The organism is Streptomyces sp. KLMMK (assembly GCF_036961605.1).
Classification (GTDB): Bacteria; Actinomycetota; Actinomycetes; order Streptomycetales; family Streptomycetaceae; genus Streptomyces; species Streptomyces telluris.
This window is the reverse complement of sequence record NZ_JBAMDC010000011.1, coordinates 23,636-39,182: the sequence shown is the minus strand read 5'-3', so window position 1 is coordinate 39,182 and position 15,547 is coordinate 23,636. Positions and strand designations below refer to the sequence as shown.

Sequence of the window (15,547 nt, the reverse complement as noted above, 5' to 3'; positions counted from 1 at the left end):
TGTGGCTGTCTGTGGCGACCTATGCCCATATGGCGATGCATGTCCATATTCGGGCTCGCCACTTCCGGGTTCGATGGGTGGGGTGTGTTCTCCGTGTTCCTTGGCAGTCGGCGCTCCGGGTCCTCCGGTGCGCGTCGCCGCCGCGGCGCCTTCAGGCACCGCGGCTTCTTCGCCACCAGGCCGGGCGCGCGCAGATCCGTCGCGATGACGGCGGCGATGCTGGTGTTCGCCGCCGCGGCGCCCTCGGAGGCGGTGACCAAGCCGGAGTCCGGCCCCTCGCTGCCGGGCGTCAAGGGCCACACCAAGCGCCCCGACGGGCAACGCTGGGGCAGCGCGGCAGGACTCGACCACCTCGACGGCTCGTCCGGCCCGGTCAAGGCCCGCGGGCCGCAGACCTTGCACGGCAAGTACGCCGTGGAGCGCCCGAAGACGCCCGGGCTCACCGCCCGGAACGAGGCCAAGGTCGTGGCCGCCCCCGGCAAGGAGGTCAAGGGCTACGACCCGAAGAGCAGCAGCGAGATCACCGGCAAGCGGTCGGAGTTCGAGCGCACCTTCAGCAACCGGGACGGCTCGCAGACGACCCAGTTCTCCAAGGAACGGCTGAACTACCGCGCTTCGGACGGCAGCTGGAAGCCCATCGACTCCGCGCTCGTCCCCGCGGGTGAGGGCGGCGCGGGCGGTTGGCGCAACGCCGCCGACAGCCTCGACATCCGGCTCGCCACGCAGGCCGACGCCAAGGACCTGGCCCGGCTCGTCGTGGACGGCGACCACGAGGTCTCCTTCGGCCTCGACGGAGCGCACCGCTCGGCCGGGCGGACGGACGACAAGAACAAGTCCGCGATCACCTACCCCGACGTCCTCAAGGACGCCGACCTGGAGCTGATATCCAGGCCGGGCGGTCTCAAGGAGGTCATGGTCCTGCGCTCCAAGGACGCGCCGCGCAGCTGGCTCTTCCCGCTGCACACCAAGGGCCTCGCGCCCTCGCTGGACAACGGCGACGTCGTCCTCAAGGACGCCGAGGGCAGGGAGCGCGTGCGCATTCCGCACGGCTACATGGAGGACTCCAAGGTCCACCCGGAGTCCGGCGACGGCGCGATATCCACCAAGGTCGGCTACCGCCTCGTCGACCACGCCGGCGGCCAGGCGCTGCGCGTGGACCTCGACGGCGACTGGCTCTCCGCGCCGGAGCGCACGTTCCCCGTCCGGGTCGACCCGCCCATGGTGGACCCCGTCGGCGCCTCGTCGAGCATGTACGTCGAGAAGTCCGGCGGGAACAACTGGAGCTCGGGCTCCGAGGACACGCTCAAGGTGGGCGCCGTCAGCGACGGCGGCACCAGCCGGGCGGCGAGCTACCTCGCCTTCCCGAACGTGGCCTCCAAGCTGCGCAACCACAAGATCTTCGGCGCCTCGCTCAACGTCCTCAACTACTGGTCGGCCTCCTGCCGGCCCCGTGAGGTGAGCGTCCACCCGGTCACCGAGGCGTGGACGGCCGGCAAGGGCCACACCTATCCCGGCCCCTCCTTCGGGTCGAAGATCGCCGGCTCCTCCTTCGCCCACGGCTTCATCGGCGAGGGTCAGTCCAGCTCGGCCTGTCCCGCCGCGTGGGAGGCGATGGACCTGGGCTCCAAGGGACGCGACCTGGTCGAGGAGTGGGCCAACGGCACCCGGCCCAACTACGGCCTGACCCTGCGCGGCTCGGAATCCGACACGTCGAGCTGGAAGAAGTTCTCCAGCACCAACAGCGCCAACCCGCCGTCCCTCTACGTCACGCACTCGCCGTACGACGCCAAGTACTCCGTGGAGCGCGCCAACCCCGAGCCGCCCGTCAGCCGGAGCCAGGACGGCAAGGTCAAGATCAAGGTGACCAACCTGGGCGCCGAGACCTGGACCCCCAAGACCTACGAGCTGGGCTACCGCGCCTACAAGGGCGGCAAGCTCGTCAAGGAAGTGTCCGCGGCACAGCTCACCAAGGACGTGCCCCGCGGCGCGAGCGTCACCCTCGACGCGACGATCCAGAAGGGCGACCCGGGCGAGTACCTCATCGACTTCTCGATGATCCGCAAGGGTCTGGGCTTCTTCACCGACTACAACATCGCACCGGTCCGCATCGGCCTCAACGTGCTGGCCATCCCGCCGGTCGTCGACACCTTCCACCCGGCCAACGGCTACCAGTCCCAGACGCTCACGCCGGAGCTGTGGGCCAACGCCCGGGACATGGACAAGACCGGCCAGACGCTGCAGTACCGCTACGAGGTCTGCGAGCCCGGCAAGGACGGCAAGGACAGCAAGCCGAAGGACTGCTTCTTCTCCGACTGGTCCCCCGATCGGAGCTGGGTCGTCCCGGCCGGCAAACTGCGCTGGTCCAAGACCTATCTGTGGCGCCCCTGGAGCAGGGACAACGCGGCCGTCAGCCCCGAGCTGCCCTACACCACCCTGCTGACCGCGGTGCCCCAGCCGGTCATCACCTCGCACCTGGCGGGCTCGCCCTACGGCTCCTCGGACAAGCCCTTCGACCCGCAGGTCGGCAACTTCGCCAGCTCGGCGGTCGACGCGTCGGTGGCCACCATAGGCCCGGACCTCACCGTGGCCCGTACTTACAACAGCCTCGACCCGTCCACGAACCACATCTTCGGTGCGGGCTGGGCCTCGCGCCTCGACATGAAGGTGACGCCGGACGACGACGGGACCGGCAATGTCGTCCTGACCTATCCGGACGGCCAGCAGGTCCGTTTCGGCCGCAACCCCGACGGGTCCTTCGCCGCCCCCATGGGCCGTGACGCCGTCTTCATCAGCGTCAAGGACGGGGGCTGGCAGCTCACCGACAAGAACGGTGTCCGCTACGCCTTCCGCGCCGACGGTCTGCTGGGCACGGTCACCGACTCGAGCGGCCTGGCCCAGACCTTCACCTACACGGACGGCAAGCTCGTCCAGCTCCGTAATGACGCCAGCAAGCGGAGTCTGTTCTTCCAGTGGACGGGCGAGCACATCACCGCGGTCGGCACCGACCCGCTGCGCACCAGCCCGCTGACCTGGACGTACGAGTACGACGGGGACAAGCTGACCAAGGTCTGCTCCCCCGAGAAGACCTGCACCCGGTACGAGTACGGAAAGGGCTCGCACTACCGCAGCGTCGCCCTGGACTCCGGCCCCTACGCCTACTGGCGCTTCGGTGAGGACGGCGGCGACGACGCCGTCAGCCAGGTCACCGTCAACCAGGGCAAGGACCAGGCCCGGTACGTCGACGTCACCCACGACGCCGCCGGTCCGCTGAGCGGCACCTCGGACGGCGCCGCCACCTTCAACGGCACCTCCTCGCGCGTCGACCTGCCCGAGAACCTGCTGAACCTGCAGCGCAACCTCGCGGTCAGCATGTGGTTCCGCACCTCCGGCAGCGGCGTGCTGCTGAACTACCGCTCCGACAAGCACAACGACAGCAACGACGGCACCAGCGCGCCCGTGCTGTACATCGGCGCGGACGGCAAGCTGCGCGGACAGTTCCGCATGGGCCGCATCTCCCCCATCACCACGGGAACCGCCGTCAACGACGGCCAGTGGCACCAGGTGGTGCTGTCCTCGGACGGCGCCCGGCAGACCCTGTTCCTGGACGGCAAGCGCCACGGCACCCTGGACGCACCGGTCAACCACGGCAACCAGCGGTTCGCCGAGATCGGCTCCGGCTACGCCTACGACTGGCCCTCCCCGCCCGCCAAGAGCGCGGTCTACTTCAAGGGCGACATCGACGAGGTCGCCGTCTACCACAAGCCGATCGGCACCGCCGCCGCACAGTCCCTCTACGCGGCCCGCGAGCAGGCCGACCAGCTCACCAAGGTGACGACGCCCGGCGGCCGCACGGCCGTGGAGGTCTCGTACGACACCTCCGTGGACCGGGTCGGCAAGCTGACCGACAACAACGGCGGCCAGTGGCAGCTGGGCGTCCCCGTCACGGGCCTGTACGGCAAGGAGCTCATCCGCACCGTCCAGGTGACCGACCCCAAGAACCGCCGGCACTTCTACGACTACGACCCGCTGGCCGGGCGCGCCATCCGCTACGTCTCGCCGCTGCGCGACAAGCCGGTGGACCCCCAGAAGCCCAAGCCCACGACCTCCCCGTCCCCCGGCACCGAGGGCGGCCTGTTCGAGGGCGGCGTCGTCGGCGACGGCAACCCCCCGACGGACTACCCCGATCCGGAGTTCGTCGGTGGCGCGATCAACGCCATGGGCGTCCGCAGCTTCGGCTACGACGACAAGGGCTTCCAGAACCGGGTCCTGGACGAGAACGGTCATGCGATCGACATGACCTATGACGACCAGGGCAACGTGGCGACCCGCACGACCTGCCGTGACCGGAATGACTGCCAGACCACGTACTACAGCTACTACTACGACGAGAAGAACCCGGTCGACCCGCGCAACGGCAAGCTCACCGAGTCCCGCGACGCCCGCTCGGCGAACGCAACGGACAACACCTACCGGACGACGTACGCCTACGACGCCCGCGGCGAGCTGACCGAGCAGACCGCACCGGACGGCCGCAAGGCCACCCGTGTCTTCACCACCGGATCGGACCCCGCCTTCAACAACGAGGGCACCGCTCCGGCCGGCCTGCTGGCGTCCATGACCGACGCCAAGGGCAAGACGACCAAGTACACGTACTTCGCCAACGGCGATCTCGCCGAGACCACCGACCCTGCGGGCCTGATCACCCGCTACACCTACGACCGGCTGGGCCGCAAGCTCACCGAGACCGACATCAGCGACTCGCAGCCCAAGGGCGTGACCGTCGGCTACACCTACGACGGCCTGGGCCGGACGGTCACCGTGACCAAGCCCGGCGTCAAGAACCAGGTCACCGGCGTCACGCACACCGCGCGCACGACCATGGAGTTCGACCAGGACGGCCTGGTGCTGCGCTCCGAGGTCGCCGACACCACGGGCGGCGAGCCCACCCGCGAGACCCGCACCGAGTACGACGACTCCGGACGCCCGGTACGGGTGACGGACGCCGAGGGTTCCGAGACCAGCTACGGCTACGACGCGCTGGGCAACCGTGCCTGGCAGGTCGACCCGAGCGGCACCCGGACCGAGTACACCTACACCCCGCGCAACAAGGTGGCCGAGGTGCGGGTGCGCGACTGGCGCGGCGACCCGGAGGAAGCACCCAAGGACGGCGACGAGAAGGTCCTGGTGATCGACTCCTACGCCTACGACATGGCCGGCCGCCTGACCCGGCACGCCGACGCCATGGGCCGCACGCGCGCGTTCAGCTACTACGACGACGGCCTCAGCAAGTCCGTGCGCGCCCTCGGCGTGCGCCAGCCGGACGGGTCCACCCGCGACATCGAGCTCGAGCGGAACGTCTACGACGCCCTCGGCAACCTGACGCGCAAGACCACCGGCAACGGCACCACCGTCACCGCCTACGCCTACGACGTCTCGGGCCGGGCCCAGACGATCACCACGGACCCGGGCCGGCTCGACCGCAAGGTCAGCTACACGTACGACGACGCGGACAACGTGACGCGCGTCGTGCACACCGGCAAGAGCTCCAACGTCCAGTTCTCCAGCAGCAGCTCCGAGGTCGTCGACTACACCTACGACGCCGCCGGCCGGGAGCTCAGCGAGACCACGCTCAACGGCAAGGAACGGCTGACCACCACCTTCAAGCGCGACCAGCGCGGTCTGCTGCTCGCGGAGACCGAACCGCGCGGCAACGCCGAAGGCGCGAACGCGGAGGCGTACACCACCACCTACACCTACGACGAGCTCGGCCGTCAGGTGACCGTCACCGAACCGGCCGCCGACGTGGAGAACGGCGACGGCGACGCCAAGGCGGTCCAGGTCCGACCGACCACGACCACCGGCTACAACGCCTTCGACGAGGCGACCCAGAGCAAGGACCCGCAGGGCCGGGTCTCCTCGGTCGCCTTCGACAAGACCGGCCGCCCCACGGTCAGCACCTCGCCGTCCTACACCCCGCCCGGGGCCTCCGAGCCGATCACCCCGGTGAGCCGCAACGAGTACGACGCGGCGGGCCGGATCACGGCGACCACCGACGCGCTCGGCAACGTCAAGCGCTACCGCTACGACCAGCTCGGCCGGATGGTCCAGCGTGAGGAGCCCCGTTCCTCGAAGCTGCTGGGCCTGGTGACCGAGCCCGGCAAAAACGTTCCGGCAGGTGCCGGTGCCGTGTGGTCGTACACCTACTCCCGCACGGGCGAGACGCTGTCGGTGACGGACCCGACCGGGGCCCGCACCGAGACCACCTACGACGACCTCGGCCGTCAGCGCACGGCGACGACGGTGGAGCGCAAGTCGGACCAGACCCGCTACTTCACCAGCACCTTCACCTACGACGACGCCGACCGCCTGGTGGCACAGACCACGCCCGGCGGTGACACCGCGCGCTTCACCTACGATGCGCTCGGCCAGCTCACCGGCACCGAGGACGCCGCCGGCGTGAAGACGCAGACCGGCTTCGACATGGCCGGCCGCGTCATCCGCAACAGCGACGCCCTGGGCCGCACCGTCCGGCAGGACTACGACCAGGCCGGCCGGATGACCGGTCAGCTCTGGCTGGACAAGGACGACCGCCCGCTGCGCAACCGCAGCTTCCGCTACGACCAGGCGGGCAACCCCACCACGTCGACCGACGCCCGGGGCAAGTCCACCAGGTTCACCTTCGACCCGCAGAGCCAGCTGGTGAAGCAGGTCGAGCCGGTGAGCACGGACAAGACGATCACGACCAGCTTCGGCTACGACGTCAACGGCAACCGCACCCGCTTCACCGACGGCCGCGGCAACACCACGCGCTACACCTTCAACGCCCTCGGCCTGCCCGAATCGGTGATCGAGCCCGAGACCAAGGACCACCCGGCACCGGCCGACCGCACCTGGACCACCTCCTACGACGCCGAGGGCAACCCGGTCCGGCTCACCGAGCCCGGCAAGGTGGAGCGTCAGCGCACCTTCGACCCCAGCGGTCTGCTGCTGCAGGAGACCGGCTCCGGCGCCGAGGCCTCCACCGCCTCCCGCGTCTACGAGTACGACGCGGCCGGCCGGATGACCTCCGCCAGCGCGCCGAAGGGGGCCAACACCTTCGAGTACAACGACCGTGGCCTGCTGACCTCCGCGAAGGGCGGCTCCGGCGACGCCACGTTCGGCTATGACGAGGACGGCCGTCTGCTCACGCGGGTCGACGCTGCCGGCACGGCAGTGTTCGGCTACGAGAAGGGCCGGCTGAAGACCGTCAAGGACGCGCGGTCGCAGCAACTGTTCTCCTACCGCTACGACAAGTCGGGCGCACTGGAGGGCATCGACTCCCCCGGCCTGAACCGCAACTTCGGGTACGACTCACTGGGCCGTCAGGTCTCCGACGTCACCAAGTCCACCGGCGGGGCGACGCTGGCCTCCTTCGAGTACGCCTTCGACGACAACGACCGGGTGGTCTCGAAGAAGACCACGGGCACGGCCGGCGCGGGTGAGCAGAAGTACGCCTACGACGACGCGGGCCGCCTGACGTCCTGGACCGACAAGGACGGCAAGACCACGGGCTACTCGTGGGACGACGCCGGCAACCGCGTCCAGGCGGGCGAGCGGAAGGCGACGTACGACGCGCGCAACCGGATGCTGACGGACGGTGGGGCCACCTACGCCTACACCCCGCGCGGCACCCGGAAGTCCTCCACCACGTCCGGCCTGACCGAGGAGAGCCGCTTCGACGCCTTCGGCCAGCTGGCCAAGCAGGGCGAGATCTCCTACCAGTACGACGCCCTCGGCCGCCTGGTCGACCGGGACGGCACCCAGCACACCTACGCCGGCCTCGACGACGAGGTCGTCACCGACGGCCGCGGCGTCTACAGCCGGGGCCTGACCGGCGAGCTGATCTCCGTCACCCAGGACGGCTCCACGCGCCTCGCGATGAACGACCGTCACGGCGACATCGTCGGCACCCTGGACGTGAAGGACACCAACCCGCAGAAGCTCACCTCCTCGACCGCCTTCGACCCCTTCGGCCGGACCACGGCCGCCCAGGGCGACCAGGTCTCCATCGGCTACCAGGGCGACTGGACCGACCCGTCCACCCAGCAGGTCAACATGGCCGCCCGCTGGTACGACTCCGGCGCCGGCGCCTTCACCTCCCGCGACAGCTACAACCTCGACCCGAACCCCGCGTCCATCCGGGCCAACCGCTACACGTACGGCGACGGCGACCCGGTGGACAACGTCGACCCGACGGGGCACTGGAGCTTCCGGAGCGGTCTGAAGAAGCTCGGTCGGAAGGTGGCGTCCGCCGGGCGCTCCCTGCAGCAGAAGGCCTCGCAGGCCTACCACTACGTGGAAGAGAAGGTCTCACAGGCCTACCACTACGTGGAACGACAGGTCTCGCGGGCTTACCACTACGTAGAGCGGAAGGTCTCCTCGGCCGTCCACTACATCTCCCGGAAGATCTCGTCCGGCGCGCGGTGGCTGGGCAACAAGATCTCGTCCGGAGCGCGGTACATACGCAACCAGGGCGCACGGGTCTACAAATCCGCGGCCCAGATCTACCGCGAGAGCAAGCGCTACATCAGCGACACGGCACGGTCGGCGAAGAAGTACATCGCCACCCACAACCCCATCCCCGTCCTGGCCAAGGCACTTCGCCCGGTCTACGCGGGAATGAAGATGGTGGTCGCAGCCGCGGCCCACGCTCCGGCACTGATCGTCCAGGAGACCAAGCAGGTCATCCAGGACGTGGCCAAGGTCGCCACCGAGGTCACGAAGATCGTCGCCGACGTGAGCGCCAAGATGGTCTCGGCGGTCGACACCGCAATCACCGCGGTCTCGGAGTTCGCCCAGACGGCGGCGCCGTACCTCAAGGCGGCACTGGAGTTCGCGGCCGAGGTCACGGGCGTCAACGACGCGATCGCCTGCGCCACGAAGGGCGACGCGGAAGCGTGCCTGTGGACCGTGGTCACGGTCGGCAGCATCTTCGTGCCGGGTTCTACGGCGGCGGTGCGCGGAGCGAAGGCGGCGCGAGTCGGCGCCAAGATGGGCCGTGCCGAGAAGGTCGCGGAGAAGAGTTCCAAGTTCGTCGACAACGCCGAAGGAAAGGCAGGTGGCAACACGTGGTCGTCAGACTTGAGTCATGTCACCGGGAAGACAGCCAAGTCCAGGAATCGAGCCATCGAGGCCGTCATCTCCGAAGACTTCCCTGATCTTCGTTTCACCCATCAGCCCGTCTACAGTCCATGGGTTAGCACGGGGATAGCGAAACCCAATGCTGGAACGCAGCTCGGCGCAGAGTCTTTTGTTAGCCGGGCGGAGCTTCGCGATAGCCTGATCCACGAAGAGCTTCACCACCGATGGTTCAACCGCGGGATTCCATCAGGCACCCATCATCCGCGAGATGGGTCAGGTCTGTCCCCGCGCTTCTACGGAACTATTGCGCGATACAAATCCATTCGAGGTTGGGGATGAGTGAACAAGCTGCACGGCGCTCAGGCACATGCCAGGGCTGCGGCCACCCCTGTACAGGGTGGGTAGTACAACTGACCAGGGGTGACCGACTTCGATGGGAGGTTGAGTGGGCTTGCGATCTGTGTGGGATTTCACACCATGGAGCATGGGGCCCAGCTCCCGCAGAAGTGCGGAATGAAATCTTGACGCAACACGGCCCTCACTGCCTGAAACTGACCACCAAGGAGTACCGCGCCGGGAGTCTCCTGAAGGCGTTTCGAAGCGCGTTCAACCTCTCCATTCGAGACGCCCAGGAATCAGCGCACGACCTCAAGCGGTGCGGATATGAGGGAACATACGTAGAGACGCAACTCATCTCTGACCTGCTACGGAAGGAAGGAATCTCAAGCGAAGTGCTGCCCGGCACGTGCGCACGAGTATCAGAATGCGCCAATGAGTAGCATCTGAGCAGGATTACCACAGACGTCCCGTCAGGCCCTGACTGACGGGACGTCTGCATGGCGACGGCAAGTCAACGACCACTGGTAGCGGATCGCAGTTGACATTGAGCACCCAAACGGCCGATGTCGCTACGCCCTCTGCCACTTCCCCAGAGTCAGTCCCCGCGCTCCGGCCCGCTGCCGGGCCACACGCAGTCGGCCGTCCAGGCCGAGCACCGCAACAGTCACCCGACCATTCCCATCAACGGCGAGCGCCGGGGCGCCCGCGCACTCCTCGCCCGTTTCCGACCACTGCGCGGCGAGCGTCTCGTCCCCGCTGGGGCAGACCGCCACGGCCGGCAGTCCGGACGCAGCGCGCTGGGCGAGCACCGTGCACTCGTGGCCGTCGAGGACCGTGTGGAGGACGGCGACGGGGCCGCTGCCGGTGCCGCCGACCGAGGCGGTGGCAGGCTCGGCGTCGGCGTCGCCGCCGGCCTCGGCAGCGACCTCCGCCGCCAGCGTGTGCAGTTCGCCGTCGACGGCGTCACGCCAGAAGTGCGTGATGCGGTCCTCCCCGGTGACCCCGGCCGTCGCCGAGCAAGCCCCCGGCTTGGCCGGGATGTTGCGCACGCGCCGCACCGGGCCGCCCGGCTGCTCCTGGCGCCAGCGCAGGACGAACTCGGACGCGGGGGCGAGCAGTTCGATGCGGCCGGAGGGCGTCGCGGCGGCGGTCAGACCGTCGAGGACGTGACTGCCCTTCATGTCGGTCCAGGGGCCCCAGATACCGCGGGCGTCCTGCCGGCGGCCGCAGACGCCGCCGCCGGAGTTGCGGACGAAGACCTGCAGGCCGGTGGAGTCGACGGCGGCGGTGGGCACGCCGAGCTGGGCGGAGCGCTGCCGGTCCGGGCCGTGGGGAGAGCCGATCGACCGCCAGTTCGTGGGCGGGCGGCCGGGCTGGAACTGGGTGGCGTACACGATGTCGGTGTCGACCTCGCCCGTCTCGGTCTCGCGCTGCCGCACGCCGACGAGGTACACGTAGCCCTGCGGGCTCTGCGCTATGGACAGGCACGCCTCCAGGCCGGGGACGGCCAGCAGCTCCGGGCCCGTCCACTCGGGGCCGCCGGGCCGGGTCTCGGTCCAGCGCACGACACCGCCCTCGGCCGGTGCGTAGGCCGTCAGACGGCCGTCGCTCCCCCTCAGTAGCCAGCCGGTGACCGGGGTGGCCGTACGCACTGCCATGACTCGCTGCCAGCCTTTCTCACATGCGGCTCTCGCATTCGGCCTCGGTCGCGCTGCGCTCGGAGCCCGTTTGTCGACCCTCGACAATAACATCGTGGCCGGTCAGGGCATCCGTCCGCGGCTGCCGTGCGAGGGCGGCGTGCGAAGGCGGCGTGCGAGGCTTGGGGCATGAGCGCCCTCCTCCCCGTCCTCCTCGTCGTGGACTCCGCGAACGTCGTCGGCTCGGTGCCGGACGGCTGGTGGCGCGACCGCCGCGCGGCCACCGAAAGGCTCCGGGACCACCTCGCGGACCGCGCGGCCCGGGGCGACGGCGAGCTGTTCGCGGACGCGCCCGAGGTCGTCCTCGTGGTGGAGGGCAAGGCGCGCGGCGTCGGCCCGGTGCCGGGCGTACGGATCGAGGAGGCCGCGGGGAGCGGCGACGACCGGATCGCGGAGCTCGTGGCGGCCCGGGAGGCCGGCCGCCGGTGCGTGGTCGTCACCGCCGACCGCGGGCTGCGGGCCCGCGTGACCTCCTGCGGCGCGGAGGTGGCGGGCCCGAGCGCGGTACGTCCGTAGAGGGGCGGGCGCGGTTACGGGACGCGGCTGTGCTGCCGCCCGTACACGAAGTAGACGACGACGCCCACGACCATCCACACGGCGAACCGCAGCCACGTCTCGGCCGTCAGGTTGAGCATCAGCCACAGCGAGGCCAGGACCGACAGGACGGGCACCACGGGTACGAGCGGGGTGCGGAAGGCCCGGGGCAGGTCGGGTCGCGTGCGACGGAGGATGACGACGCCGAGGGCCACGACGACGAACGCGAAGAGCGTGCCGATGTTGACGAGCTCGGCGAGGACGTCGATCGAGGTGAAGCCCGCGAGCACGGCCACGACGACGCCGAGCAGGATCGTGGACCGGTAGGGCGTGCCGTAGTGCGGGTGCACGCGGGAGAAGATCCTCGGCAGCAGCCCGTCGCGGCTCATCGCGAAGAACACCCGGCTCTGCCCGAGCAGCAGGATCATGCAGACGGTCGTGAGGCCGACGGCCGCGCCGAAGCTGATGAGCCCGGCCCAGAACGGGTGCCCGGTGGCCTTGAAGGCGTCGGCCAGGGGCGCGTCCGTGGACAGCTCGGTGTACTTCTGCATGCCGGTGACGACGACGGACACGGCCACGTAGAGCAGCGTGCAGATGGCGAGGGAGCCGAGGATGCCGCGCGGCACGTCGCGCTGGGGGTTGCGGGTCTCCTCGGCGGCGGTGGCGACGATGTCGAAGCCGATGAAGGCGAAGAACACGACGGCGGCGGCCGAGAAGATGCCCATGACGCCGAAGTTCGACGGGGAGAAGCCGAACATGAGCTGGATGAGCGGGGCCTGGATGTCGCTGCCTGCCGTGGTGCCCTGGGATTCGGGGATGAACGGGTCGTAGTTGGAGCCGGTGATGAAGAAGGCCCCGACGATGATCACGATCAGGACGACGGTGACCTTGATCGCGACCACGACGGCCGTCACGCGCGAGGACAGCTTCATGCCGAGGACGAGGATCGCCGTCAGCACCAGGACGAGGATGCAGGCGAGGATGTCGAAGCCGAAGCTGCCGTTGTGCGTGCCCTCCAGGCCCGCGGGCAGGTGCCAGCCCGCGTTGTCCATCAGGGAGCGGATGTAGCCGGACCAGCCGACGGCGACGACTGCGCAGCCCAGTGCCAGCTCCAGGATCAGGTCCCAGCCGATGATCCAGGCGGGCAGTTCGCCGAGGGAGGCGTAGGAGAAGGTGTACGCGGAACCGGCGACCGGCACGGTGGAGGCGAACTCCGCGTAGCACAGCGCCGCGAGCCCGCAGACGATGCCGCCGAGAACGAACGCCAGCGCCACCGACGGGCCGGCGTTCTCCTTGGCGACCTTGCCCGTGAGGACGAAGATGCCGGTGCCGATGACGACGCCGACACCGAAGACGGTCAGGTCGAAGGCCGTCAGGGACTTCTTGAGGACGTGCTCGGGCTCCTCGGTGTCCCGGATGGACTGCTCCACCGATTTGGTCCGGAAGACTCCGCGCTTGCTCTTGCCGCGGGGCTCCCCGAGAGGTTGCTGTTCGCTCGTGCTCATCGGCCCACCTCCACCTGTCCACCTGCTCGCGTGCTCACCATGAACTGAGCGAGTGTCCGCGATGATCCGGGCCGGGCAGGGGCCTGACCGGCCACCCTCAACAGGATTCACCCGATGGGACGCACCGGTCCATATGCAGACGGACCGGTCGGACCACCCGGATAGGGGGTCCGACCGGTCCGTGAGGAGCGGTGACCGCGCCCCGTAAGGGGGGCGGGGAACTGCGCGACCAGCCACGTACCACCGGCAGCCGACCAACGGCCGGCCGACGGCAAAGAACCGCAGCGCGGCGAACGCGAAGGCGGACGCCGACGCGGAGGCGAACGCGAGGGCGCAGCCTAGTCGCGCGCCGGCTCCACCGCGGCCTCGGAGGCCGCCGGGGAAGCCGGGGCCGCCTCGGGAACCGGGGCCGCCTCGGCCGCCCCGGGCACGTCCTCGAGCCGCCCGTCGAGCTTGGCGACCAGCCCGGTGACCTGACGGGCGATGTCCGGCGCGGTCAGCCCGATCTCGGCCATGACCTCCTTGCGGGAGGCGTGGTCGAGGAAGCGCGGCGGGATGCCGAAGTCGCGCAGCGGCAGGTCCACGCCGGCGTCGCGCAGCGCCTGCGCGACCGCCGAACCGACGCCGCCGACGCGGCCGTTGTCCTCGACGGTGACGACGACGCGGTGCTCGGCGGCCAGGCCCGGCAGCGCCTCGTCGACCGGCTTGACCCAGCGCGGGTCGACCACGGTCGTGGAGATGCCCTGCTTGTCGAGGAGGTCGGCGATCTCCAGGCACATCGGGGCGAGCGCGCCGACGGAGACGAGGAGGACGTCCGGCCGTACGACGCCCTCGGCGGGGCGGCGCAGCACGTCCATGCCGCCGACGGTGCCGACGGCCTCGACGGCCGGGCCGACGGTGCCCTTGGAGTAGCGGACGACGGTGGGGGCGTCCTTGACCTCGACGGCCTCGCGCAGCTGGGCGCGGACCTGGTCGGCGTCGCGCGGGGCGGCGATCCGCAGGCCGGGGACGACCTGCAGGATCGACATGTCCCACATGCCGTTGTGCGAGGCGCCGTCGTCGCCGGTGACGCCGGCACGGTCCAGGACGAAGGTCACGCCGCACTTGTGCAGGGCGACGTCCATCAGCACCTGGTCGAAGGCGCGGTTCAGGAACGTGGCGTAGACGGCGAAGACCGGGTGCAGCCCGCCGGTGGCCAGGCCGGCCGCGGAGGTGGCCGCGTGCTGCTCGGCGATGCCGACGTCGTAGACGCGCTCGGGGAAGGCCTTGGCGAACTTGCCGAGGCCGACCGGCTGCATCATGGCCGCCGTGATGGCGACGATGTCCTCGCGCTCCTTGCCGAGCTTCACCATCTCGTCGGCGAAGACGGAGGTCCAGCTGGCGCCGCCGGAGGCGACGGGCAGGCCGGTGTCGGGGTGGATCGCGCCGATGCCGTGGAAGCGGTCCGCCTCGTTCTGCTCGGCGTGCTTGTAGCCGCGGCCCTTCTGGGTCAGGCAGTGCACGAGGACGGGGCCGCCGAAGCGCTTGGCGCGCTGCAGGGCGGACTCCAGGGCCTCGATGTCGTGGCCGTCGATCGGGCCGACGTACTTCAGGCCCAGGTCCTCGAACATGCCCTGCGGGGCGATGAAGTCCTTCAGGCCCTTCTTCGCGCCGTGCAGCGTCTCGTACAGCGGCTTGCCGACGACCGGGGTGCGCTCGAGGATGTCCTTGCCGCGGGCCAGGAAGCGCTCGTAGCCGTCCGTGGTGCGCAGGGTGGCCAGGTGGTTGGCGAGGCCGCCGATGGTGGGCTCGTAGGAGCGCTCGTTGTCGTTGACGACGATCACGAGCGGGCGGTCCTTGGCGACGGCGATGTTGTTCAGCGCCTCCCAGGCCATACCGCCGGTGAGCGCGCCGTCACCGATGACCGCGACGACGTGGTCGTCCTTGCCCAGGACCTGGTTGGCCTTGGCGAGGCCGTCGGCCCAGCCGAGCACGGTCGAGGCGTGGCTGTTCTCGATGACGTCGTGCGCGGACTCGGCGCGCGAGGGGTAGCCGGAGAGGCCCTCCTTGGCGCGCAGCTTCGAGAAGTCCTGGCGGCCGGTGAGCAGCTTGTGGACGTACGCCTGGTGCCCGGTGTCGAAGAGGATCTTGTCCTTGGGCGAGTCGAAGACCCGGTGCATGGCGATGGTCAGCTCGACCACGCCCAGGTTGGGCCCGAGGTGCCCGCCGGTCTTGGAGACGGCGTCGACGAGGAAGGTGCGGATCTCCGCGGCGAGCCGGTCGAGCTGCTCCGGGCTGAGCCGGTCCAGGTCGCGCGGTTCCCTGATGCGGGTCAGCAGGGCCACCCGTGCCTCCTCTTCGTCGAGCTGTCGG

General features: G+C 69.7%; 5 protein-coding genes. 2 read left to right on the top strand and 3 right to left on the bottom strand.

Annotation, left to right across the window (positions count from 1 at the left end; translation table 11 throughout):
• Window positions 1-93: 93 nt before the first annotated feature.
• The gene (locus V7793_RS03750; protein WP_335581440.1) at window positions 94-9,459 is read left to right on the top strand and encodes a DNRLRE domain-containing protein; all 9,366 of its coding nucleotides are present in this window, start codon (window positions 94-96) and stop codon (window positions 9,457-9,459) included.
• 569 nt (window positions 9,460-10,028) lie between these two features.
• On the opposite strand, the gene V7793_RS03745 is transcribed toward V7793_RS03750, so the two are convergent.
• A complete protein-coding gene (locus V7793_RS03745; RefSeq protein WP_335581439.1) occupies window positions 10,029-11,117 on the bottom strand; it encodes a hypothetical protein in 1,089 nt (362 codons plus the stop codon).
• 168 nt (window positions 11,118-11,285) lie between these two features.
• Here V7793_RS03745 and V7793_RS03740 point away from each other — a divergent pair, with 168 nt between their 5' ends.
• Window positions 11,286-11,672, top strand: a complete 387-nt coding sequence (locus V7793_RS03740; protein WP_335581438.1) for an NTP pyrophosphohydrolase — start codon at window positions 11,286-11,288, stop codon at window positions 11,670-11,672.
• 14 nt (window positions 11,673-11,686) lie between these two features.
• On the opposite strand, the gene V7793_RS03735 is transcribed toward V7793_RS03740, so the two are convergent.
• Both V7793_RS03735 and dxs read right to left on the bottom strand, forming a co-directional pair.
• Entirely contained in the window at window positions 11,687-13,195 is a 1,509-nt protein-coding gene (locus V7793_RS03735; RefSeq protein ID WP_335581437.1) for an amino acid permease, read from the bottom strand.
• A gap of 338 nt (window positions 13,196-13,533) precedes the next feature.
• Window positions 13,534-15,519, bottom strand: a complete 1,986-nt coding sequence (gene dxs / locus V7793_RS03730; protein WP_335581436.1) for a 1-deoxy-D-xylulose-5-phosphate synthase — start codon at window positions 15,517-15,519, stop codon at window positions 13,534-13,536.
• Window positions 15,520-15,547 lie beyond the last annotated feature (28 nt).